Annotated in this window: 26 protein-coding genes and 1 other annotated feature; of the genes, 8 read left to right on the plus strand and 18 right to left on the minus strand. The window is 42.9% G+C overall.

Annotation, left to right across the window (positions count from 1 at the left end; all coding sequences use genetic code 11):
* Window positions 1-20 precede the first annotated feature (20 nt).
* The gene (locus tag HNR44_RS06675; protein WP_184403286.1) at window positions 21-554 is read right to left on the minus strand and encodes a YceD family protein; all 534 of its coding nucleotides are present in this window, start codon (window positions 552-554) and stop codon (window positions 21-23) included.
* A 172-nt stretch (window positions 555-726) separates the two neighbouring features.
* On the opposite strand from HNR44_RS06675, the gene HNR44_RS06680 reads away from it, so the two are divergent.
* Window positions 727-1977: a nucleotidyltransferase gene (locus HNR44_RS06680; RefSeq protein WP_184403287.1), complete on the plus strand. Its 1251-nt coding sequence runs from the start codon at window positions 727-729 to the stop codon at window positions 1975-1977.
* A gap of 221 nt (window positions 1978-2198) precedes the next feature.
* Here HNR44_RS06680 and HNR44_RS06685 read toward each other — a convergent pair whose 3' ends face one another.
* Window positions 2199-3263: a YlbL family protein gene (locus HNR44_RS06685; protein WP_184403288.1), complete on the minus strand. Its 1065-nt coding sequence runs from the start codon at window positions 3261-3263 to the stop codon at window positions 2199-2201.
* Window positions 3256-4053, minus strand: coding sequence for a patatin-like phospholipase family protein (locus HNR44_RS06690; protein WP_246407008.1), 798 nt, complete (start codon window positions 4051-4053; stop codon window positions 3256-3258). Before HNR44_RS06690 ends, HNR44_RS06685 begins: the two co-directional genes overlap by 8 nt.
* A gap of 179 nt (window positions 4054-4232) precedes the next feature.
* On the opposite strand from HNR44_RS06690, the gene ylbJ reads away from it, so the two are divergent.
* Window positions 4233-5438 carry a sporulation integral membrane protein YlbJ gene (gene ylbJ, locus HNR44_RS06695; protein WP_184403289.1) on the plus strand — a complete coding sequence of 402 codons (1206 nt, stop codon included), beginning with the start codon at window positions 4233-4235 and terminating at the stop codon, window positions 5436-5438.
* On the opposite strand, the gene coaD is transcribed toward ylbJ, so the two are convergent.
* The 3 genes from coaD to HNR44_RS06710 form a co-directional block, all read right to left on the minus strand.
* On the minus strand, window positions 5431-5919 hold the full coding sequence (gene coaD, locus HNR44_RS06700; RefSeq protein ID WP_184403290.1) for a pantetheine-phosphate adenylyltransferase: 489 nt from the start codon (window positions 5917-5919) through the stop codon (window positions 5431-5433). The genes ylbJ and coaD overlap by 8 nt on opposite strands.
* On the minus strand, window positions 5916-6524 hold the full coding sequence (gene rsmD / locus HNR44_RS06705; protein ID WP_184403291.1) for a 16S rRNA (guanine(966)-N(2))-methyltransferase RsmD: 609 nt from the start codon (window positions 6522-6524) through the stop codon (window positions 5916-5918). Before rsmD ends, coaD begins: the two co-directional genes overlap by 4 nt.
* A gap of 306 nt (window positions 6525-6830) precedes the next feature.
* Window positions 6831-7118: a YlbG family protein gene (locus HNR44_RS06710; RefSeq protein ID WP_184403292.1), complete on the minus strand. Its 288-nt coding sequence runs from the start codon at window positions 7116-7118 to the stop codon at window positions 6831-6833.
* A 469-nt stretch (window positions 7119-7587) separates the two neighbouring features.
* Window positions 7588-7804: a binding site (T-box leader), on the plus strand.
* Window positions 7805-8023: 219 nt separating this feature from the next.
* Here HNR44_RS06710 and proB point away from each other — a divergent pair.
* The 4 genes from proB (at window position 8024) to HNR44_RS06730 (ending at window position 12737) form a co-directional block, all read left to right on the plus strand.
* Window positions 8024-9127 carry a glutamate 5-kinase gene (gene proB, locus HNR44_RS06715; RefSeq protein WP_184403293.1) on the plus strand — a complete coding sequence of 368 codons (1104 nt, stop codon included), beginning with the start codon at window positions 8024-8026 and terminating at the stop codon, window positions 9125-9127.
* Window positions 9120-10376, plus strand: coding sequence for a glutamate-5-semialdehyde dehydrogenase (locus HNR44_RS06720; RefSeq protein WP_184403294.1), 1257 nt, complete (start codon window positions 9120-9122; stop codon window positions 10374-10376). Before proB ends, HNR44_RS06720 begins: the two co-directional genes overlap by 8 nt.
* Window positions 10377-11207 (plus strand): pyrroline-5-carboxylate reductase, encoded by an 831-nt coding sequence (gene proC, locus HNR44_RS06725; RefSeq protein WP_184403295.1) that lies wholly within the window; start codon window positions 10377-10379, stop codon window positions 11205-11207.
* A gap of 714 nt (window positions 11208-11921) precedes the next feature.
* Window positions 11922-12737 carry an ion transporter gene (locus HNR44_RS06730; protein ID WP_184403296.1) on the plus strand — a complete coding sequence of 272 codons (816 nt, stop codon included), beginning with the start codon at window positions 11922-11924 and terminating at the stop codon, window positions 12735-12737.
* A gap of 41 nt (window positions 12738-12778) precedes the next feature.
* Here HNR44_RS06730 and HNR44_RS06735 read toward each other — a convergent pair whose 3' ends face one another.
* Window positions 12779-14143 carry an aspartate kinase gene (locus tag HNR44_RS06735; RefSeq protein ID WP_184403297.1) on the minus strand — a complete coding sequence of 455 codons (1365 nt, stop codon included), beginning with the start codon at window positions 14141-14143 and terminating at the stop codon, window positions 12779-12781.
* A gap of 40 nt (window positions 14144-14183) precedes the next feature.
* A complete protein-coding gene (locus HNR44_RS06740; protein ID WP_184403298.1) occupies window positions 14184-14543 on the minus strand; it encodes a hypothetical protein in 360 nt (119 codons plus the stop codon).
* A gap of 185 nt (window positions 14544-14728) precedes the next feature.
* Between HNR44_RS06740 and cbpB the strand changes: the two genes are divergently transcribed.
* On the plus strand, window positions 14729-15166 hold the full coding sequence (cbpB, locus tag HNR44_RS06745; protein ID WP_184403299.1) for a cyclic-di-AMP-binding protein CbpB: 438 nt from the start codon (window positions 14729-14731) through the stop codon (window positions 15164-15166).
* Window positions 15167-15209: 43 nt separating this feature from the next.
* On the opposite strand, the gene HNR44_RS06750 is transcribed toward cbpB, so the two are convergent.
* From HNR44_RS06750 to ylbD, 4 genes are all read right to left on the minus strand, one after another.
* Window positions 15210-15659 carry a YlbF/YmcA family competence regulator gene (locus tag HNR44_RS06750; RefSeq protein ID WP_343069392.1) on the minus strand — a complete coding sequence of 150 codons (450 nt, stop codon included), beginning with the start codon at window positions 15657-15659 and terminating at the stop codon, window positions 15210-15212.
* Between the two features lie 95 nt (window positions 15660-15754).
* Window positions 15755-16153: a hypothetical protein gene (locus HNR44_RS06755; protein WP_184403301.1), complete on the minus strand. Its 399-nt coding sequence runs from the start codon at window positions 16151-16153 to the stop codon at window positions 15755-15757.
* Window positions 16154-16216: 63 nt separating this feature from the next.
* Entirely contained in the window at window positions 16217-16441 is a 225-nt protein-coding gene (locus tag HNR44_RS06760) for a YlbE-like family protein (RefSeq protein ID WP_184403302.1), read from the minus strand.
* A 130-nt stretch (window positions 16442-16571) separates the two neighbouring features.
* Window positions 16572-17015 carry a YlbD family protein gene (ylbD, locus tag HNR44_RS06765; protein WP_184403303.1) on the minus strand — a complete coding sequence of 148 codons (444 nt, stop codon included), beginning with the start codon at window positions 17013-17015 and terminating at the stop codon, window positions 16572-16574.
* Between the two features lie 176 nt (window positions 17016-17191).
* Between ylbD and HNR44_RS06770 the strand changes: the two genes are divergently transcribed.
* Complete coding sequence (locus HNR44_RS06770; protein ID WP_184403304.1) at window positions 17192-17548, plus strand: YugN family protein; 357 nt, start codon at window positions 17192-17194, stop codon at window positions 17546-17548.
* A 158-nt stretch (window positions 17549-17706) separates the two neighbouring features.
* Here the strand turns inward: HNR44_RS06770 and HNR44_RS06775 are convergent, their stop codons facing one another.
* From HNR44_RS06775 to cyoE, 6 genes are all read right to left on the minus strand, one after another.
* Complete coding sequence (locus HNR44_RS06775; RefSeq protein WP_184403305.1) at window positions 17707-18255, minus strand: DUF420 domain-containing protein; 549 nt, start codon at window positions 18253-18255, stop codon at window positions 17707-17709.
* 467 nt (window positions 18256-18722) lie between these two features.
* On the minus strand, window positions 18723-19067 hold the full coding sequence (locus HNR44_RS06780; protein ID WP_184403306.1) for a cytochrome C oxidase subunit IV family protein: 345 nt from the start codon (window positions 19065-19067) through the stop codon (window positions 18723-18725).
* A 6-nt stretch (window positions 19068-19073) separates the two neighbouring features.
* On the minus strand, window positions 19074-19691 hold the full coding sequence (locus tag HNR44_RS06785; protein ID WP_184403307.1) for a cytochrome (ubi)quinol oxidase subunit III: 618 nt from the start codon (window positions 19689-19691) through the stop codon (window positions 19074-19076).
* 3 nt (window positions 19692-19694) lie between these two features.
* Window positions 19695-21566, minus strand: coding sequence for a cytochrome c oxidase subunit I (gene ctaD / locus HNR44_RS06790; RefSeq protein WP_184403308.1), 1872 nt, complete (start codon window positions 21564-21566; stop codon window positions 19695-19697).
* A gap of 34 nt (window positions 21567-21600) precedes the next feature.
* A complete protein-coding gene (coxB, locus tag HNR44_RS06795; RefSeq protein ID WP_184403309.1) occupies window positions 21601-22698 on the minus strand; it encodes a cytochrome c oxidase subunit II in 1098 nt (365 codons plus the stop codon).
* A gap of 165 nt (window positions 22699-22863) precedes the next feature.
* Entirely contained in the window at window positions 22864-23796 is a 933-nt protein-coding gene (gene cyoE, locus HNR44_RS06800; protein WP_184403310.1) for a heme o synthase, read from the minus strand.
* Between the last annotated feature and the right edge of the window lie 243 nt (window positions 23797-24039).

Here is a 24039-nt window from a genome sequence, read left to right on the forward strand (position 1 = left end):
CCTCCTTAAAACGATCCCGGTTACTTCTCATCTTTAAAATAATAAGCCAAATCTGCAAGGCGCGGATCAACCTTTGGTTCAGCCTCCGTCTGTTCCTCATGCTCTTCGGCTGTTACAACACTCCAATCTGTACCAGACTGGGGAGCCGGTCCTTCATTCGGAGCCTTATCATTTCTCACCCTCATCGGTATTGCTAACAAAATGTCTTCCTTTATATAGGGAAGGATGTCAACATACCCGTTTTCCGGTAGATGAAGTGTTTCATCATCAGCTGGAACCTCTTGACCATCAAGGCGAAAGCGCTCGGTCATTACAATATCAAAAGGAACTTCAGTATCTGCCAGGGTATTCGAATCTGGCAACGTCATCGTCCCTTGAACAGACAAATGAAATCGCGCGTATGGGTAATCCACCTCAATACGTCCGCGTACGTGAGCCTTTGAAATGTCTATCATTTCCTTATCACGTTCTACAAGGTCGCTCACATCAATGTGATGGTCAATCTCTACATTGTCTGATCGTATAGCTAACAGCTGCTGTATCGTCCAGCGCAAGTGTCATCACCTCAAGGCAACAAGAGTAATTATAGCGGTCATTCGCAAGATTTGTCAACATAATTTCTTTACATTATACTAAGGACAAGCTGACAATTTAGGACATATATATATTCTAACATACTCCAGCAGTCAGTGAAAAATAGGCATCAGAATAGGTGGGAATTCACATATGAAAGCCATTGGTCTTATCGTCGAATATAACCCCTTACATAACGGACATGCTTATCACATCCAAGCTTCTAAACATGCCGCTGATGCAGACGTCGTTATTTGCGTCATGAGTGGTTATTTTTTACAACGTGGTGAACCCGCTATCCTTCCCCGTCGAACACGAGCTGAAATGGCATTACGTTCAGGAGCTGATCTCATCATTGAATTACCATATGCTTACTCCAGTCAACATGCCCACTGGTTTGCAAGGGGTGCAGTTTCCATCCTTGATGACTTAGGTGCTGAAGCCTTTTATTTCGGAAGTGAGTCCGGGAACACTGAGCATTTTCTCCAACTGGTAGAATTTATGGAAAACCACGCAGCTCAACTGCAAAAAGAATTGCGTTGCGCAATCACTAAAGGTATCTCCTATCCTGCTGCCCAGGCCGAGGCATTTCTAAGCCTCAATCCCCCAGAACACCTCCCAGACCTTTCAAAGCCAAACAATATCCTCGGCTATCACTATGTTAAAGCTACACGCCTTTTGGAAACCAATATTTTACCTAAGACGATTACACGTGTAGGCGCAGGATTCCATGATCATGTTTTTCAAGAGGACACATCGATTGCAAGTGCAACTGCGATCCGAAAAATGTTGGTAGAGAATGCAAACATCTCTACTGTACGTCCGTTTTTGCCTGCACACGTTTATGATACGATCGAGCAATTCCAAAAAGACGAATCCCCATTCTATCAATGGGAGGCCTATTATCCGTATTTACAATGGTTATTAAGCACCCGTTCTGCTGAATCGTTAGCACATATCTATGAAGCCGAGGAAGGTCTAGAGAATCGTTTCATTCAAGCTGCACTTAAAGCCCCCACATTTCAGGCGTTTATGCAGGCAGTAAAAACGAAACGATACACTTGGACACGACTTCAACGTTTGGCTGTGCACCTTTTGACTGGCACAACAAAAGCCGAGATTGCCGAAGCCTTTGGGGAATCCGCACGGCCTCAGTGCGCCCGTATCCTCGGGTTTACTCAATCCGGCCGCGGCTATTTAAACATCGTGAAAAAACACACGCCTCTCTCGTTATATGACCGCCCGCCCAAAAACAAAAATACGCAGCAATGGCTAGATGAGCGAGCAGCACGGGCTTATTATTCGATCTTAAGTGGAGCTGGACGGGTAGCGAAGTGGAAAGAAGAATATACACAGCCGCCACTTTATCTAAAAGAGGAAGTTCCAAAAGCCCGAAAGATATAGCACGGCTTTTTTAGGAAAGCGGATAAAGTCGCCACATCTAATGGGCACCAGCGCTAGCGTTTAACTGTGCGTCGTACGTATGAAAGCTGCTTACATAGCGATACGCCCTTCGCTTGGCTTCTCGAAAAAACTCCTGTCCCTAGAGAGGGTTAACTTATAAGGGAACAAGTATGCTTAGATTTGGTTTTATCGAACACTCGGCCCTTTTTAACCCTCTTTATTTAAACTTCATTCTCTAAATAATCTATGGCATCCTGGAGTTCGGATACAGGTACGATTATCATTGAGGTGCCAATATCTTCTGCACTTTCGAGCGCAATTTCATAATTTGTAGGGCCCGGAAAACGATTATCATTTGGAGCAAAGAATATATCAATGTCTGCACTATCTGCAGCCACAACCTTCTGTCCAATCCCGCCGATACGCCCTACGTCTCCCTCTTCATCGATCGCCCCGGTACCAGCGATATCTAACCCTCTAGTTAAATCTTCATCTTGAAGTTGATTATAAATTTCCAAGGAAAACATAAGGCCTGCAGAGGGGCCACCAATATCGCTAGCTTCAATCGTCACTTCAGGATCAAATGCCACATCACGTTGATCTATAGGGCCTAAAATGCCGAGTCCTACCGCATTTACTTCTTCGTTCCCTGTCTCTTCGTCATCCCATTCAGGAAAAGTCATCAGCTCTACATCCAATTCCAATACATCCCCTTCACGGTTGACGGTCAGGGAAGTAATATCACCTTCTCCTTTGTGAGCAAGGGATTCATTGAGTTCAGTTGTATTTCCAATTTCCTCCCCATCAACAGCCGTGATTACGTCCCCTGATTCCAATACATCAATGGCTCCCATGTCATCTACAAATTGCGTAACGAGCACGCCGTTTTCGTTGATCGTAACATTTGCGCCCGCCGCCCTATAAGCTGCAATTTTAGAGGCATCTTGGGATAGCCGCATTGAGGCCGCTTGCCGGTGCTGATATTCTTCATCGGTTTCCCCTTCAGCAAGCACCGCATCTACAGGAGTCAATACTCGATATGAACTTAAAAACGACCATGTGTAGAGAATGAGGTTGGCACGACTTTGTCGTATCGTTGTTAAATAAAACTCCCCTTCTTCGCCCGTCCCCTCTTCGACCGTAATGAAATCATTCAGCCCCGTCGCGTCCCCGGGTTGCGAATAATAATATGGCATAGGGATTTGATAGACCAATAACAAGACGATCACGAGTCCAACAGTCATCCATGTTTTCGAAAATCGCCACCGGTTTTTTTCTTCACTCATGATCTCGCCCCTTCCATCCCTCCATCTTTTCGTGGATACGCGGGAGTGCTCGTAATGCTTCCTCGCGGCCTTGCTCAATTAATGATTGAATATCATCAAAAACAACAGCACTGCGTTGATTTATGATGGGCTGCATAAGTATATCTGCATTAATCTTCTTTGCTCTCACAAGCTCACGCCCCATAATTTCCATGCTTTGCATAATTACATCATAAATCGTAGCATTCGCGGGGTTTTTAGGAAAGTAAGAAACATCGACAGCAATAACTATATCAGCCCCCATATCACGGACAACACTTGCTGGTACACGATCGATGACTCCTCCGTCAACGAGCAAACGCCCTTCGTGACTTACGGGGACAAAAATTCCGGGTATTGAAATACTCGCACGTACAGCCTTCGCAATTGATCCGCTCGTAAATAACACCCTTTCACCGTTATTAAGATCCGTTGTCACCACTGTTACCGGTGTTCTCAACCGATCCAGATCTTCCCCTTGCGACAACATCAAAATAAGTTCCTGCAGCCGTTTGCCGTTAATCAGCCCCATTTTAGGTGGGATGGTAAAATCTAAATAATATTTGCGTCGGAAAAGATTCGCCATTCTTGTTAGATCAGTAGCGCTATGGCCGTACGCGAACAAGGAACCGACGAGCGCCCCCATGCTACTTCCTGCGACAAAATCAACGGGAATCCGATAGTCTTCCAACACTTCCAACACACCGATATGTGCGATTCCACGTGCTCCTCCTGAGCCAAGGGCAAGACCAATGAGCGGCCGATTTTTCAAGGTGAATCCTCTCCTTGCTAGTTCAATGAAATTTCCTTTTTGAAATAGCTCCCCCCAAAAACCAATTGTGATTCTCATTAAGGAAAACTGGTCTAAGTCTACAATTTCAAGCGTATTATTATTAATAATGAACCTGTCCAATGGGTTCTATTTTTGTTGGTCCTGGAAGGAGAAAGCACATGACACGATCGAAATGGCACTCCCTTTTACTCGGTGCCGGCGCTACCATTTTGGCAGCTTCACTTATGATATATCCTCAGACCTCTTTTGATGCATCCTTACGGGGGTTATCCATCTGGTGGGAGGTTGTTTTTCCTTCATTACTTCCTTTTATTATCCTATCAGAATTACTTATTGCCTTCGGGGTCGTCAGTTTTTTAGGTGCATTTATGGAACCATTTATGCGTCCTCTATTTAAAGTTCCGGGTACGGGCGGATTTGTATGGGCAATGGGAATCGCGAGCGGTTACCCCGCCGGGGCAAAATTGACGACACGGTTATGGAGTGAAAAACGTATTACTACCATTGAAGCCGAGCGCCTCGTTTCTTTTACAAATTCTTCGAATCCCTTGTTTCTATTCGGAGCGATTGCAGTAGGCTTTTTTCATGACCCGGCACTCGGTATTGTACTTGCATTTGCACATTACGCATCGAACTTTGTGGTCGGGATTATGATGCGGTTTCATGGCAAGGAGGAAGATTCCCCTTCCGTCGTCAAAGACACTCGTTCTTTGCCATCGGTGAGGGCTGCATTTCAAATGCTTCATGAGGAGCGTCTGCGAGATAACAGACCCATTGGCCAAAAACTTGGAGATGCCGTGCAGTCATCCGTACAAACCCTTCTTATGATCGGTGGTTTCATTATCCTTTTTTCCGTATTGAATGAAGTGTTGTCTCTTCTAAATGTAACAGAGGCCCTTGCTATGCTCGTAGGTGTTTTTCTGTATATATTCCAATTTTCATCCGAACTCAGCGTTCCAATGGTCTCCGGCATTTTTGAGATGACTCTCGGAAGTCAACTTGCCAGCCTCACCAATGCACCGCTTAAGCAACAAGTCATCGTGGCAAGTTTCATGATTGCTTTTGCCGGTTTCTCTGCACAGGCACAAGCAGGTAGTATTCTGGCAGCAACCGACATACGTTTTAAACCGTTTTTCATTGCCCGATGTTTACAAGGGTGTTTTGCCGCTATATTCACATACCTATGCTGGGATTGGTTGTATCAACCTGATGGAATCACCGTATTCACACCTTGGAGTGAGCAATCGAATGGACAAAAAATATGGGAGACGTTTCTTTCATTGTCCCCCTTTTTTACTTTGGTCATGTTAATACTATCCATTGTTATTTTTCATAAAAGAGCACTACGAAAAGTTCCTAAGTAATATGATTATATTGGTTTATTACAGCCTCTTCTACATGGGGAGGCACTAGTCCGCTTACATCGCCTTTATTCTTTGCCACTTCTTTAACGATACTTGAGCTTAAATACGAATACTGATGATTGGTCATCATAAAGAATGTTTCAATTTTATCGTCCATTTTTCGGTTGATGGAGGCAGATTGCATTTCATATTCAAAATCTGATACCGCTCGCAGTCCACGCACGATAACATTCGCGTTTTTCGAACGGACATAATGAATTAAAAGCCCATTAAATGAATCCACTTCAACATTTGGGAAATGTTCCAATGATTTACGTAACAAATCTAACCGCTCGTCAACACTAAAGAGCGGGGTTTTGTTGCGATTATGGAGCACAGCCACGATGACCCGATCAAACACTTTTGTACTTCGTTCAATGATATCTAAATGTCCGTTTGTTACCGGATCAAAACTACCCGGAGCTACTGCAATATTTGTCATTCTTGTTCGTTCCTTTCCGTATTCTCGTACTTATTATTTATCTTAAATAAACTGAGCTGTGTATCCCTGTATTTCTTTGATTGCCAAAGTGAAACATTTCCTATTTCTTTAGGCAGTACCAATGCTGTTGAATGTTCAGCTACAAGGATGGTGTTATCTTCTATGAGTTGAAAATCCTGGATTAACGAGAAATCTCGAACAAGTTGCTGCTGTTCATACGGGGGATCTAGTAAAACGAGTGATAGCCTCTCCTTCTTTTGTTGAAGGATTTCTAACATTTGAACAGCATCTTGTTTATAAATGTGAGCTTGGCTCTCGAAATGACAGCTTATAACATTTTCCTTTATGACTTTTATGGCAGAACCCGATTTGTCGGAAAAGTACATCTCTTCCATCCCACGGCTGAGTGCTTCAATGCCAAGTGCTCCGCTCCCCGCATAGAGATCAAGCCCTATGCCTCCTGAAAAATATGGACCAATTTTTTGAAAGAGGGCTTCCTTTACTTTATCAGAAGTTGGGCGTGTTTTTGATCCTGGAACGGCCTTTAAGCGCGTTCCTTTTCTCTTACCAGTAATTACACGCAATGGACTTTCCGCCTTTCTCATTTATGCGCTTCCATCCTACCATATCTTCCTGCCCCATGTCCTTTAATCAAATACATAATCTCGAAAAACAACATTTTTGTTTTCCTTTTTCATACGTGTGTATATTCACAGGTTTCGCTGGATAGAATAGAGACTAGCAACATGATCCCCATGTTGCAGATAACCGCGGAGAACGCTTACATTTCCCCATAAGCGCTTCCTCCGGTTTCTCCTCTCCCATTGCCTGTAATGTTTGTTACAGCAGGCACCGCGTACCAATTTGGTACGCGGTTTTTTGTTTTATTTTATATCTGAAACGAAAAACACCTACTCAAAAGCAGGTGCTTTATATATGAATTTGCTCTGTTTTTTTCTCTCAGATTCTTCTTCATGAAAGTTCAAATCTAGTTGTGTACGTTTTGACCACTCAACATGAGTGACAAACGGAAGACGCTCGATACTTTCACTCAATTCTTCAGCTTCACTGTTGTTACAATAAAGCATCGCATATTTTAGTTTTTTGGATACATATTGAACATGTCCGTATTTACGGAGTTGCCGTACCTGCTTTAGAGATTGGAACCAAATGACCAATCCTTGACGTTGCTCATACATGGCACCCTCTCCTCATAGATGAATGGTTTATCAGTAGTTTATCACGGGAAAGGAAAAAGAACAATGAACGCGTATAGACTGGAGGTGTAAGCACTGAGCTTAGATCTAATTTGGGCGAAGTTTTTACGCGATTTACGAGAGGAATTTCCTGAGGTTGAATACCGTAATTCTATCGGTCAGCCATTTATAACAATTACATCGTATAGTCCAAAGGAGCAACTGAACGATCAAGTTATTGATATTGCCGGGAAAGCGATGCGAGGGAAAATCGTTTCTGCAGACGTTCGTTTTGTACGTATGGCGGGGTGCTTTTCATACGTATATGCCATACGCTTTCTTGTCCCGCTCCGAAAACGTTTTTGTTGCGGCAATGGATGTGTGGATTGTATTCGGCTCCAACCTTAATTTGCAATTCCTCCCTCTTGCGAAGAAGTATAGAACATGATATATTAACAACACTTTATTAAATATGTCAGCGAAGATAGGAAATAGTAATGTATCGTCACGCTTCAGAGAGCGAATGATATGCTGAAACATTCGTGCCACTGACGACTTGAACCCATCCTAGAGCTGTCGGGGAACCCTTAACCTGACCGTTTTGCTTTGCGATAAAAAGCATCGAGTGGAGATTTCTTGGCGAGGTCTCAACAAAGGTGGTACCGCGGAGCCTCTTTTCCGTCCTTTTTACCGAGGATGGAAAAGGGGTTTTTTATTTTTTACGAGCAGCTCAAGAGGCTCGGGAAACTTGTTTTTCTCATCCTGAGGGGGTCATTCCAGAAAACCGGTTTCAACGAAGTTTCGGTGGCTAAAGGGCCTCTCTCGAGCTAACCGAACCTCCTTTTGTCTACCTTTTTGAGCATGCAAGATCATAAGATTTTCTAATCGATTGTAAGAGGGTGTCAGTTGTGAAAAGAAAACGGATTGTAGTCAAGATCGGAAGTAGTTTGCTGGCTAATCGTGATGGAGGCATTGCGATCGATCGCCTCGAGCAATTTTCCAGTGCGATTGCAAACTTGCAAAAAGAGGGGCTTGAACTTGTGTTTATCACATCTGGAGCTGTAGCTGCAGGTTTTCAACGCGTCGGATATGCAACTCGACCCGTGACAACCGAAAAAAAACAGGCATCTGCAGCTGTCGGTCAAGGGTTATTGATGGAAGCCTACCAACATGCGTTTATGCAGGAGGGAATTGGCGTAGCACAACTATTGCTGACACGAGAAAGTTTTCAACAAGAACATCAGTACAACAATGCTTATGCGACCTTACAGGAATTGCTCAAACGCCGGATCATCCCCATTATTAATGAAAATGACTCGATCGCGGTTGAAGAATTAACCTTCGGGGACAATGATTGGCTCGCAAGTTTGGTTGCTGGTCTCATCAAAGCCGATACTCTAATATTGCTTACTGACGTTAACGGAGTTTATGACCGTGCTCCAAAACACCCTAACGCCCACAAAATGGAACGCATTGAAAACGTCTCTTCCGAATTACTATCTCAAGCGGGAAGTCAGCAATCTACGTTTGGAACCGGCGGCATGCGTTCCAAACTGGAAGCGGCACGCAACGCGCAATCATTTGGTATTGAAACATTCATCGGTAAAGGTGATGACTTAATAGCGTTAAAAGCAATCATTCGAGGTGAAGGCGACGGCACATACATACCTGCCGCAACCCATCAAGGTTGGCCAAAAGAAAAACAATGGGTAGGTATTTACTCCCCTGTTGAAGGTGAACTTTACATTGATGATGGAGCCAGGGAGGCCTTGCTATACGGCGGTAACAGTTTACTTTCAGTGGGGATTAGAGACGTTCAAGGATCATTTGACAAGGGAGCTGTCGTAGCCGTCTTCGATGAATCCCACCAACCTGTCGGAAAAGGACGTGCAGCCAAATCCTCAGAAGAAATGCGCCATCTCCTTAACGACCATAAAAATCAGTCAGCAGGCATTTGCATTCATAGAAACCATTGGGTAAGTACCAAGAAAGGAAGTGTCCCTAGTGAGTGAATGTTATCAGCAGGCACTTAAAAGTAAAGAAGCGAGCAGACAGATTGCTTTACTAACAACTGAAGAGAAAAATGAAGCCCTGCGAGCAATAGCGAATGAAATAATGAACCGTGAGAAAGATATCCAGGAAGCCAATAACAAAGATCTAGAATATGGACGTAACCAAGGGTTGTCAAACGATTTGCTGGACCGTTTACGTTTAACCCATGAACGTTTGTTATCTATGGCGACGGGGTTACAAACTCTCATCGACCTTCCTGATCCAACATCTGCTCAACCGGAAAAGTGGACACGTGAAGACGGGCTTCAAATTGAAAACCACCGCGTCCCTCTCGGGGTTGTAGCAATGATTTACGAAGCTAGACCGAACGTAACCGTTGATGCGGCCGGACTATGTTTAAAAGCAGGAAATGCTGTTCTGCTTCGTGGCAGTTCATCGGCTGTCCACTCCAACAAAGCTCTCGTCTCCGCCATGCGTTCCGGACTCAAATCTTGTGGTTTACCTGAAACGGCCTTGCAGCTCGTTAATCCTGAAAGCCGCGATACCGTCAAAGAGCTGGGCCAAATGCGCGGGCTCGTAGACGTGATTATTCCTCGTGGTGGCGCTCATCTTATTCAAACCGTGATTGCGCAATCAACTGTCCCCGTTATCGAAACAGGTGTAGGTAATTGCCACCTTTATATAGAGGAAACAGCTCAAAAAGATATGGCGATAGATATTGCTGTAGACGCTAAAACCGATCGCCCCTCTGTCTGTAACGCAGTGGAAACCATTCTCGTAGAGAAAAAGTGGGCAGAAATTTACGGCGAAGAGCTGATCGAGGCGTTATTATCGGCAGGTGTAACGATTAAAGGGGACGAGTGGATACAAAGGCTTAATCCAACGGTTGAGCCAGCCACAGAAGAGGATTGGGGCACCGAATACCTTTCACCAGTAGTCGCAGTCAGATCCGTTTCTGATACAGAATCGGCCATAGCCCATATTCGCACATATGGAACCGCGCATTCCGAAGCGATTGTGACAGAAAACGATGAAGCGGTTCAATCTTTTCAAGATCAAATCGACGCCGCCAGTGTCTATCACAATGCTTCCACCCGTTTTACCGATGGCGCAGAGCTTGGCTACGGAGCAGAAATAGGGATTAGCACACAAAAGTTACACGCACGCGGCCCATTAGGACTTGGGGCTCTTACAACGAATAAATACGTCATTAAAGGAAATGGGCACATGAAAGGCGGGAGATCTTAAGTGCTTGCAAATCAACGCATAACATTTATTGGAGCCGGCGCAATGACTGAATCGATTATAGCAGGTTTACTTACGAACAACTATGCTGATCGTTCGCAAATCACAGTCATAAATAAAAGTAAAGAAGATCGACTCGGACAATTGGAAAAGGAATATGGTGTAAAAGTAACCGAAGACAAAAGAAAAGCCGTGGAAGAAAGCGACCTGTTGATTCTTTCTATGAAACCCAAAGATGTTGAAGAAGCGCTTGGTGCCATCCAACCATTTATGCATAAGCAACAAGTTATTTTCTCCGTACTTGCCGGCACAACCACTAGCTATATTTCTCATCTGATCGGTTTGGATTGCCCAGTAGTACGTGTCATGCCCAATACATCCGCGAAAGTAGCCGCTTCCGCTAGCGCCATCAGCGCCGGTCAACATGCTACATCAAGTGAAGTGGAGCTGGCTTCACAATTATTTTCTGCCATTGGCTCCGTAACGATTGTCTCTGAAGAACAGATGGATAGTGTTACAGGAATATCAGGAAGTGGCCCTGCCTATTTTTACTATATATTGGAAGGCTTACAATTAGCCGCTGTTGAATCCGGATTATCCGAAGATGATGCCAAGGACTTACTAGTACAAACGATGCTTGGTGCTGCTAAACGCTGGGCGCAAACATCAACCTCGCTCCATTCTCTATACAATGAAGTCATGAGCCCTGGAGGAACGACAGAGGCCGCTTTTTCCATATTAAATGAGAATCACGTTCAGGAACACCTGATGACAGGGGCAAAAGCGGCCATTGACCGGTCCCATGCCCTTGGCCAACCGAAAAAGGAAGTATAGCCAGGCAGCTTTTTAGTACTTGTGTTTTTATACCTCTAAGAAATTTACACAGCTATTGCTCTTTAACTTTTCATAATCAAACAAACCGTACGATCGAGCTCAACGGACTGATAAGCAGGATTAGGTTCTCTCATTTTCGCAATGGGGCTGTCTCAAAAGGGTAATCAGGGTGAACGTTATCCCAAAAATAACTCCGTATCACTGCCAAAGTGGTACGGACTTAAATATTAATAAGAGGTTTTAATACTTAAAGAGGGGATTGGAAGTTTAGAAAATGACCTTTGGGACAGCCCCTTATTATTACCCTTTGTTTTGCACGTCAACGTTCACATAATCATGCCAGAGCCCTGGATTGTATCATCCACGATTAAGCGTCGACGGTGTTTCATGATATTTTAAATACTCTTTCCCTTGGATAATATCTTAAGAACAATCTGCTGTTTCTCTGTTACTTTCCCAGTTGTCACACCCACCCTTTTCATTAACTCCAATCTTACTATTCGACAATCTTTCGCATATGTGGTCTTCCTCTACCTATCTTATGAACAATACTTCACGGTTTGCATCTTCACGATAGACGAGAAGGCATTGAATTTTTTCTCATATGTTTCCTCTATGTAAATGAATGGTACCTTTTTTTAAAACCTGATATAATGACGTGGATTGTCTTTATGGAAGAATCTGCAGGCTAAGATTTTGGGGGTTGAGGAACGCATGACCGAGCAAAAGCGAAGAGACTGGCGACAACAGCTGGCCTCTATTACTGAACATCGAAATTTTACGATCATCATCATGATTTTGATCTTTATCAACGCCGTCGTTGTCGGATTAGAAACCTATCCAGAACTCTATGTGCCTTATTATGAATGGTTTCACTTTATGGATAGAGTTCTGCTATGGATATTTACTATAGAGATAACTCTAAAAATCATAGCAACCAAACCTATGTATCGGTTTTTCAGTAATGGTTGGAATTGGTTTGACTTTCTTATTATTGCTGCAGGACACTTATTTGCCGGTGCACATTTTGTCACCGTTTTAAGGGTATTACGTGTTCTGCGTGTACTCCGAGCCGTCACCATCATTCCCTCGTTACGCCGACTTGTTGATGCTTTGATGCGTACGATCCCTTCACTGTTTAATATCATGTTCTTAATGGGGCTTGTCTTTTACATTTTCGCAGTCATCGGAACGATGTTATATGCGCAGGCTTTCCCAGAATACTTTGGTAACTTGCAACGGACTTTATTAACTCTTTTTCAAATTGTTACACTAGAGTCCTGGACTGAAGCAGTTTTACGTCCGCTTTTAGAAGTAAGGCCGTACAGTTGGATTTATTTTATTTCTTTTGTGCTCATCGGGACTTTCATCATTTTTAATCTCTTTATCGGTGTCATTGTCAATAATGTGGAACGGGCAAACGAAGACGATAACGACAGCGCTGATGTCCATAGAAAGGACATTGAATCGTTACAAAAGGAAATCAAGGAACTTAAACAGTTGATACAAGAAAAGAATACTTCCGATTAAAAAATGCGGCATGCACTGGAAGCAAGGCATGCCGCATTTTTTCATTGTGTAGTCTTCGTATAAAACTCATTATAAATAGCTTTGATGACTTCATCGGTTACGCGCTCTTTGACAGCGAATGAAAGGGAAACCTCTGAAGATCCCTGATTGATCATTTCAATGTTGATTCCGGCTTTAGCGATAGCATCCGTTGCTCTTGCGGCTAACCCAACCGTCTCATCCATTCCTTCGCCAACGACCATAATCATAGAGAACCCATGTTCAATATACGTATCATCCACATCAAGCTCCGTTTGAATTCGCGTAAGCAAGCGATTTTCACTATCTAATGATAACTCCGAAGTTCTCAAAATTACTGAAATATCATCGATCCCAGACGGAGAATGTTCAAAAGAGATGCCCTCTTCTTCAACCATCTCTAATAAGCGTCGGCCAAAGCCAACTTCCCGATTCATTAAATACTTCCGTACATAAACGATACTAAAGCCTTTATCAGCAGCAATACCGGTGATCGGATAGGAATTCCCTTTCGAGCGATCTGCAGTGATCAACGTACCTTCGCCTTCAGGATTATTCGTGTTTTTTACACTGACAGGAATTCCATGTCTAAAAGCAGGTACCAATGCAACGTCATGGAATACGGTAAATCCAGCGTAGGAAAGCTCACGCATTTCGCGATACGTCATATGAGTAATCTCTTCCGGGTTGTCAACGACCTTAGGATTAGCGACACAAACGGAATCCACGTCGGTAAAATTCTCATAAAGCTCTGCATTGACCCCAGCGGCAACGATGGCGCCGGTGATGTCCGATCCCCCACGAGGAAACGTGACCAACTGTCCATCTCGTTTATAGCCAAAGAACCCAGGGAAAACGAGAATCTTATCTTCATCCTTTAATTTTGCAAGTTCCTCATACGCCTCTGATTGAACCTGGGCATTTCCAGCCTCACCATCTACGTAAAGACCTGCATCGAAAGGATTCATATAGCGAGCATCAAAACCGCTCTGATTAAGGTGTGCAGCGATGAGTTTCGCATTGTTGTCTTCTCCTGCTGCCTTCATTTGATCCATAAAGACACCCTCATCTTCAGTATTGAAGGCAACGCGCGCCTCAAGGTCAGCTTCAATGTCCGCCATGACCTTTTCTTCAATGCCAAGCTCAGCACAAATGGAACGATAACGCTCGATCACGTGCACAAGAGCATCATTTGTCGATTGATTCTTTATTCTCTTCTCCCCTAATGCAATGAGCATATCTGTCACTTTTACATCATCATCGGTACGCTTGCCCGGAGCAGAAACGACAACAATTCTGCGTGAAGGATCAGACTGCATAATTTCGGTCAATTTTTCAATTTGACCCCCGCTTGCTACCGAAGTTCCACCAAACTTAGCGACTTTCATATACGATTAACTCTCCCTTTGCCTATGTGAAATATTTCCATTATTCGGTTTCTGAATGTAACATATCTTCTTCTGACCACTTCTGTTCACTGACACCGATCATTTGTAGCATCGCCACGAACAATGGAACATCAGATTCTTGATAGAATTCCGCCGAACAAGAAGACTCTGCATCATAATCAAGTGACAGTGCATGGCCGTAAGTGGTTTCCTGCAAATAATTCGTTACTTCCGCATCGTCAATACAAGAAGGCGATACATAGTTTTGTGTTGTATGGTCAAGGATTGTTCTTGTATCTGACGGAGCACCGACATTAATAGGAACTACCAAACCGCCCAAAAGCAATATAAGCACTATTACTGACAGACTTATGACAACTTTCCGCTCTTTCCTATCCATGATTATCCCTTTTCCCTATTCATTTACATTTTATCATTATACTCGGATTTAAGCTTCTGGTCTAGAGGGAAATGGGGAAAAGACAGGTTCCCCCCTCACCTTGACAAAATACTCTCTCCCTTCTAAGATAAAAATGAATGTCTTACGGTGTTGGCTAGCTATTGCTGGGCAGAGGGGAGTGACAGATGACGATAGAGACTCTAAAAAACAGACCATTAATGAACAAGGAGATTCACGATTTAATCGTTTCTCACGAAAAGGTCGCACACGTTCAACTTCAAAACCCGCTTGATCATGCCCTGTTAGTTTTAATTAAATCTGGTTATACAGCAATCCCAGTATTAGACAAAGATTATCGTGTACAGGGACAAATTAGTAAAACAGAAATTCTCGATTCAATTCTTGGACTAGAACGATTAGAAATGGAAAGACTGCACGATATCACCGTCGAAGCCGTAATGAATCCAAAGATACCACGCTTAAATACAGATGCTACCTTCGGGAAAGCGTTAACCACCTCCATTAGTCATCCCTTCATTTGTATTGAAGATGAGTACGAAGCATTTGTCGGAATATTGACTCGAAGGTCTATACTCGCCTTAATTAATCGTTATTTTAAATAAATGATGAACACCCGCCTACATAATGTAAGCGGGTGTTCGAATATCAACAATTACAGCTTCCACCTGAACCACAACCCCCACTGCATGAGGTTTCGTCAAAGTATGGATTGCTTGAAGGAACTTTTATATTTTGAGAAATTGAAGAAGCTAGTAACTCACTAATTTCTGTAAGTAACTTTTCTAAACTGCGCTCTGCCAGCTTATAAGCACTTACGCTTTCACACACATCCATGTTACGCTTTGCCAAACGTAAAGCTTTTGTAACTTCGCTATAGTCAGGGTGGTATTTGCCAAAGCGCTGAACCTCTTCGAATTTTATTTTATGATGATTAAAATCTTCAATCAACCTCTGAGCTTCTTCATCTTCCAACATCGTCTGGCGTGCCTCAACAAAGCTTTGATATATTTGTGATGAAAGAATCATCTTTGATAATTCTTCAGATTCATCCAACAGTTCAATCGGGGTTGATACAACAGCCTCCAACCATAACACCTCCGTGAGGTAATTATAACATGTCTGCCCGGAGAATGTTTAATCCCTCCCAATTATTATTTAACGTTACCCTTTCTTAACATCGATAACAGCCTTTATTCCGGGATGGAGAGCGAAAATGACTCTTTTAATCCTAAGGGTTGATCATTCTGATCATATACTTCTAATTCGATGAAATGTTCTCCGCTTTCTAGACCTTTAATAATGAAGGCGGCTTGATTGATTTCTTCTTCATATTCTCCATCTACGCGCAGCATTAAATATCCCTGCGTTACTTCTGGTTGATGATCATTTTCGTAAAAACTAAAGGACGGAATATAACTCTCTACATAAACCTGTCCATCCCACACATCATAATCGACATTAAACTGCATATCAAGTTCTTGTTGTTCAGATTTCATTACAGGTAAAGGTTGAACTTCCAAGTCTGGAATACTGCCGTTTGCAGTACCTAGTACAAGGCATGCTACTACTCCAATCAGAAAATTACTCATTAAAAAACCTCCTTAGCTCTAGTATGCAATAAGAAGGTTTTCATTATCCTGAGCGAATATGAGTTATCGTTTTATCATGTTGAGTAAATTAATCGTCATACCTAGACCCTGGTTCATACGAGCAACCCGTTGAGGCCACGTCTGCCCATTAAAAAGCCGTGCTTCTTTTTCCATTTCAGAAAGCCTCTCCGGGCGCCTTGCCAATATTCGGTACCATGAAGGTTCTGCTCGCAAATATTTTTTAAGATCCGGTTTTGCTAAGATATATCGGTTGATTTCCGGGTGCATATACGCCCCCCCTAGAAAAAATTAAGCAACGCGATACAAATGAATATTAGAGTATGTTCCCTATCTCAATCTAAATAAGAGTAAACCATTTTGCCAAGGTAATTAATGTTTGATACCATTTTGTTTTATTTTAAAATCCTCGAAAGGAAAAAGGGTTTTCATGACTATCACTACGTGGAGAGCCAGGCCTTGCCTGAAATTGATTCATTAACTGTTGCACATTCCCCATAACCCCACTAAATTGGGAGAGGTGGTTTTGTAGGTCGCTGATGTTCATTTGCCCGAGTGATTTCATTAGCGAAGCAACGGTTTGATTGGGATTAAACAGATTGGCATCTTCTTGCTCTGCATTTTCTGAAGAGGAAGATGAAGATACTGACTCAGGATTAGGGTCATCCACCGTTTCTTTGTAATCATGCCAATGCCGATCATCGCCCCCTATGATCACCCAATCCTGATATAAACCATTCCACGTTGTTTTTCCAGTTCGAACTTCTTGAACCAGCTTCGGGTGGCTCTTTACAAACTCCTTAAATTCGCGCACCGAAGGGTCCATATGCGTATTCTCTTGCACCAAGATCCCTCCTAGCGTTTCATCCTCATTGGTCAATCGAACAATGGAAACCTTACCTACCGTACTATACGCACATGGAGTAGTCCATGTTCGCCCAATCTCTATTTGCGTTTGATTGCATAATATGCAAATTCATAATAAGATAAAGTGGATAGAGTTGTTGAGGAGGTAAACCTTTGAAGTTAACAGATTTTAATTTTCCTGACAAAGAAGTAAAATTCGGTAACTTAATACCAGTGATGGAACAGGCAGGCTTCATTTTTGCGGAACAGTGGGATTACGAGCGTGTAACTTTTGATTACAAAATGCCTGACGAGAGTGATCCTGGAACCTTTTATCTACGTGTTCCCGCCTTCGCTGTTCACGGAGATATCCCCGGGGATGATACACTCGTGAAATTAATGACACCTATACTAGGGCGTCATTATTATCCTCACGGTGTAGAATACAGTGATGATTTGGAATTCCCGGATAAGATTATTAAAAAATGCAAGCAAAAACTAGCAGCCGTTGACGAGCAATTGTATGACTAAGGCGATTTGATCAGGGGACGATATCAAAAGGCATTCTTCGAAGTCCCCCACTTGATCGTTAAAATCACCTAAAAAATAATCCCGTACCACTTTCAAAGTGATACGGGATTATTTTGGTATTCAGCCAACGTTTAGACCCTTTTAAGACTGCCCCCTCTTTACGAATAATAAGGGGAAATCATAAGGTAAATCAAAACACCGGTAATGCTAACATATAACCATAAGGGCATGGTCCAGCGCACAATTTTACGATGCTTTTGAAGCTGGTTCGTGAAGCCCCAGATGACAGAAAACAACGCGAGCGGGACTATAATTGCTGCCAATGGAATATGTGTCCAGAGAATGAAATAATAGATCCCTGCCATTATACCGTCCCCACCATACACAGTAGCCTCCGATAAGGCATGATGAGCTAAGTATGTGACTAGAAATAGGGTGGTCGTTGTTAAGGCTGCATAGATGAACCGACGATGGGCCTTAATGTTCTTTTTCAAAATCGCGTAAAGCGCTGCTAGCAGGAAGACAGTCGTAAAGCTATTGTAAATGGCGTTGAGCATAGGTAGTAACGTAACATCGAAAGGTGCGGTTGCATTTACACCATCCAGAAAAAAAAGAGCGGCAATGAGCCCATTAATAATCACAGTTAATGTAGCAACGAGTGGTATATAGTTTTTCCCCTTGATTTGCGAATCCGTTATTTGATTCATGAAAGTCAACCTCCTTATCCACCATTATACTAAAAATAAAAGTACAGCTCCAAAACCGGCATTTGACGATCCCATGACATTGCAGGTCTTTAGCGAGAAAGCCCCCTCCTTTAGGGGGAGGGATAAATTGCTGCTCCCCCTAGTGTATAACTTAAGCCAGGGGGTTAAGATACAACTGTTGAAGACGACATTTTAAAATTTTCAATTGCATTGTATGCATTATAAAACGCTAAGACTGCAACTACCATTTATCAAACATTTTCTACCGTGGAATGGCCATCCGCGATCGGGACGAGACGTCAAATCGAAGAAGCGACACCAAAAAGCCAAAACCTTTCGTCGTTTCTAGTGTGATGGTAACAACCAAAGAGTTCTTAAACTCTAAGCAGAGGCCTAGTCCTTCCCATACGTATAGCTAAAGATAAAAAACAGGTTAACCCAATGGTTGGTTAACCTGTTTTTTTACATTAAAATTTCACGATACCAATCAACAACATTAAAGCGACGATCGTAGGTGCTGTGAGCACGAGACCCGATATCATGAATGAATTCGGCCAGCCGTGATCTTTGTCCTTTAAATGCATGAAGTAGTATAACTGTAAAAACAACTGCACAACCGCTAGTAAAAGAATAAACGGGATTGTAAATGTTCCTGGCAGCATATCGCTTCCGGCAGCAATAAACGCAAGCAATGTTAAACCAATCATTACCGCGAACGCGATCATTTGTACGCGCTGTTCGCGGTTAATCTTCCGTTTTTCTTCGTTAGACATTGAACTCTTCTCAAATGGTTGTTCCATGTCTTCAGCCATCTACGCTCATCCTCCTATTCCCATCAAGTATACGGCAGAAAAGATGAATACCCAAACAACATCAATAAAGTGCCAATAAAGGCTAAACACATAAAATTTCGGTGCATTTGTTAGGGTGATTCCTGCGTTTCGATTACGTACGAGCAAGAGAGTAGCCCATAAAAGACCAAACAATACGTGCGCACCGTGTAGACCTACGAGGGCATAGAAAGATGATGCAAACGCACTCGTCGTAAAACCAAGACCGTGTTCAACATATTCCACAAACTCATAAATCTCAAACCCTAGGAATACAGCACCTAGTGCAACAGTGATCCACATCCACCGTTTCAACTTTTGGAACTGGTTTTTTTTCATCGCGTATATAGCCATTACACTTGTCAATGAACTTGTCAAAAGCAACATCGTCATAATAAATACAAGTGGTAGTTGAAAAATTTCTGAGGGCTCCGGTCCTCCGGCCGTACCGCTTTGGAGTCCCAGGTACGTACCGAAGAAGACAGCGAACATTGTCGTTTCACCTGCTAAAAAAACCCAGGCTCCAAGAAATTTATTTTTGCCATCGAGCGTCGCTTTTTCCGGGTTGGCAGGAAGCCCTTTCGATAGATCAGCTGAATTTGCCATCGGTTAGCTCAACTCCTTTTCCATTTCTTCCACGGTTTCTTTCGGTATATGGTATCCGTGGTCATCTTTAATGGAACGCATAGCCATCGAACCGAAGGTAATGATTCCGCCAACTGCAATCCATATATACGGTGAGATGAATAGATCTAAGTGGAAACTAATGAACCCAAACCCTACAATAAACAAGCCTAAGCTCATCATGAACGGGATAAACGATCCATTCGGCATATGGATCTCATCCATAGGCTCTGCTGGTTTCATCTTGCCGTTCCCATGAATCTTCTCATAAAATAGCGGATCTAATGATCTTACCTGCGGGGTTTGCGCAAAGTTATACTCTGGGACAGGAGTATGTGTTGCCCATTCTAATGTACGCGCATCCCACGGGTCATCAACAGTAATGCGTTCAGCTTTTAGTGCTGAATAAATGATATTAATGATCAAGATAACAACTGCTGCAGCCATGATAAAAGCACCAATGGAGGAAATAAAGTTCATCGTGTCCATTCCCTGTTCTTCTAAATACGTATACACTCGTCTTGGCATACCGATAAGCCCAAGGATATGTTGGACGAAAAACGTGAGATGGAACCCGATATAAAACAGCCAGAACATGATTTTACCAAGTGTTTCATTGAGTTTATGCCCAAACATTTTCGGATACCAGTAGAATAATGCTGCAAATATCCCAAGAACAATACCGCCAACGATAATGTAGTGGAAGTGGGCCACAACGAAATACGTGTCATGGTAAAGGTGGTCGACTGGTGCCATCGCGAGCATAACCCCTGTTACACCACCGAGTACAAATGTAGGTACAAAGGATGCTGCAAAAAGCATTGCAGTATTAAACGTTAGTTTGCCTCCCCACATGGTAAATAACCAGTTAAAGATCTTAATCCCGGTGGGTACACCAATGACCATGGTAGCAATTGCGAATACGGAGTTTGCAATTGGGCCAATACCAACAGTAAACATGTGGTGAACCCAAACCATAAATCCTAGGAAACCAATAATTAGGGTTGCAAAAACCATCGCGGTATACCCGAAAAGTCTTTTCTTTGAGAAAGCAGGTATAACTTCTGAAATCATCCCAAAAGCCGGAAGTACAAGAATGTACACTTCAGGGTGGCCAAATATCCAGAAGATATGTTGCCAAATAACAACATTTCCGCCTTCGCCTGGTATAAAGAACTGACCATCAAAAATCCGATCCAGCATTAGCAACGCAAGGCCAGCAGCAAGCGGTGTAAAGGCAAAGACGATGAGAATTGATGTGACAAGTGTCGTCCAGCAAAATAACGGAATACGCATCATCGTCATTCCTGGAGCCCTCATATTAATGATTGTAACGATAAAGTTAATTCCCGATACGAGTGTACCAAGTCCAGATACTTGTAGACCAAGTACATAGAAATCAATGCCGATTCCACCGAATTCACGGCTGGCGAGTGGTACATAAGATGTCCAGCCAGCATCTGGAGCTCCACCAAAGAACCAGCTCAGACTTAACAACACTCCACCGAAAAAAAACAGCCAAAAACCAAGTGCGTTTACAAATGGAAAAGCAACATCACGCGCGCCGATTTGTAGCGGTACAACAAAGTTCATAAATGCAAACAAGATCGGTGTTACTGCTAAAAACAGCATGATCGTACCGTGCATAGTAATAAATTCATTAAACGTTTGCCCGCTTATAAACTCCATCTCCGGTGCTATAAGCTGTACACGCATCATAACAGCCATCGCTCCAGCCTTGAGGAAGAAGAGCGTACCCGCGATTAAGTATAAGATGGCAATTTTTTTATGGTCGACGGTTGTCAACCAATCCCAAAGCACGCTTTTTTGACGCGTGTTTGTAGCTTCACTTACCACGTCTGTTTCCCTCCTTTAAGCATCACTTGAACGTTTACCGATCAAGCTCTTCTTTCGTTTCTTCATCTAATTTCTCTAGCGAGTTAAGGTAAGCGATGATCGCATCCAGCTCTTCATCTTCAAGACCAGGATATGCTGGCATATTCGCCCCTTGTTTCAAGGCACCGGGATCCCGGATCCAATCTCTTAAGTTTTCATCATTTGCTTCGAGGAAACCTGCAACTGTTTCACGATCCCCGAAGTTTGTCAAGGTCGGTCCTTGGGCAGATCCTGCCCCTTCGGTAGCATGACACCCGATACACCCTTCTTGTTCAAATAGTTCACGTCCATCTTGCGCTAATGTTTCCTCGGGTTCTTCTTCTTCTTGTTGCATTTCTTCTACCCAAGCTTCATAATCATCTGGTTCGAGCGCAATTAATTTGAAGTCCATAAGTGCATGTGAGGGACCGCAAAGTTCTGCACATTTCCCCTGATAAACGCCAGGCTCATCTGCTTCAAGCCACAAGTAATTGGACACTCCCGGTATATTGTCCACTTTACCAGCAAGTGCAGGAACCCAAAATGAGTGGATCACATCTTCCGCTTCTAATTGAAAGGTAATTCGTTCACCTGCAGGAACATAAACTTCGTTACCGACAGTGAATCCTTCAGGGTAATCGAATTCCCACCAGAATTGATGGCCGGTTGTTTCAATGACATATGCTTCTTCATCAATATCTTCTTCATCAACTTCTTCACTTTCATCCTCTGCTACATCTGTTTCCTCAGCGTCGACCCCTGTATCAGCCAAATAGAACTGACCCGTAATCGTAGGAACAGCAAGAATAGCTAAAAGGAAAAGTGGAATAACTGTCCAGGCGACTTCAAGTTTCGTACTGCCATGAACCTGCTCTGGATACTCATCATCCCCTTCTTTATGTCGAAATCTCACGACGACAATAAAGAAAAGCACAAAGACCACAATGATTACGATGGCCATTACATACAGACTTAACATCATATTATCGAATATCCATTGCGATTGCGGCCCCATCGGATCCAATGCTGTTAACCGTTGCTCACCGCAGCCTGCAAGCAGCAGGAGGATGGCCATGAGCGGTGTAAACCGCAAGAAGCTTTTCCAGCCTTTCATGAATGTTTAACCCCTCTTTCTTTCAATCATTTAAATATCAGTATCTCCTTAATCGTAATAAAACATTTAAACTTTGTTTGATTATCGAGGAGAAGCTGCTTTCATATGTAAACTCCAAAAGAGGAGTTTACCCTCTTCGGGCGTTTGTAATCAATTGCACAGGGTTTACAAATGAACGACAACCATCAATACAAATATTATTGTCAAGTAGTTAAGAGAATACAAAAACATGTGTCGTGCCCATTTTTGCTCATCCTGGGAACGCAAACCTATGACTCCTAATGCTAACCAGCCAAAACCTAAAACTGCAGCTACCACAGTGTAAATAACCCCAAAGGGATAGAGCAGTAAGGAAATGGGGATCAAAGCTGCGATGTAGACGAGAATTTGACGCTTGGTCATATTAAAACCTGCGATAACCGGTAGCATCGGTACACGAGCTTTACGATATTCTTCGACTCGCATCATGGCTAACGCCAAAAAATGCGGAGGCTGCCAAATAAACATAACTGCAAACAATAACCAAGCATACATGTGTAAACCTGGGTCTACGGCCGCCCATCCAATTAGCGGGGGAACAGCTCCTGCAAAGCTTCCCACAACGGTATTAAGAGAGTGGGTACGTTTTAACCACATGGTATAAACAACCACGTATAAAAACAGGCCGATGGTTGCAATGATCGCAGCCATTGGTTGGATCATTAGCAGGACTGCCACACCTACCGCTGATTCAATCAAGCCGGCATAAAGCACTTTTCTAGGTTCAATCGTTCCTTTCACCGTCGGACGCTCGCTTTTGCTATCCATTAAAGGATCGATGTCCCTATCTATATAATTGTTTATGGTACATCCTCCAGCGATCACCAGCGCTGAGCCTAACATCGTTAATAAAAGGATGTGGACATTGGCACCCAAATCATATCCGGCGGTATATATAGCTGCTAAGTAAAATCCTGCAAATGCCGTGAGTAAATTTGAGATTACAATGCCTGATTTCGCTAATTCAAAGTAAGCCTTCCACGGTTTTTCTATTGTTTTTGCAGTCTGATTGTCTTCAACTACTTCAGATGATGTTTTTACTGCCGTGTTTGACTTCATCCTTTTCACCCCCTTCACACAACCGATCAGTTTTTGCCATTTAATAACGACAAACTGTTCCATACAAACCCCATCCTATCTTACTATATTACTAGCCAAAATCGGAAGGGGATTTATGCATTAGTGTCATTATAGCTTAAAAAAGTGATACTTTCATTAGAAAAACTTTTTCTTTCGACATTCATAATGAAAATGCCATTAAATGTTCACCTTTAAAAAATTGACTTCTGTGCTTATTGTTCT

It is taken from the genome of Geomicrobium halophilum (assembly GCF_014207655.1).
Taxonomy (GTDB): Bacteria; Bacillota; Bacilli; order Bacillales; family Marinococcaceae; genus Geomicrobium; species Geomicrobium halophilum.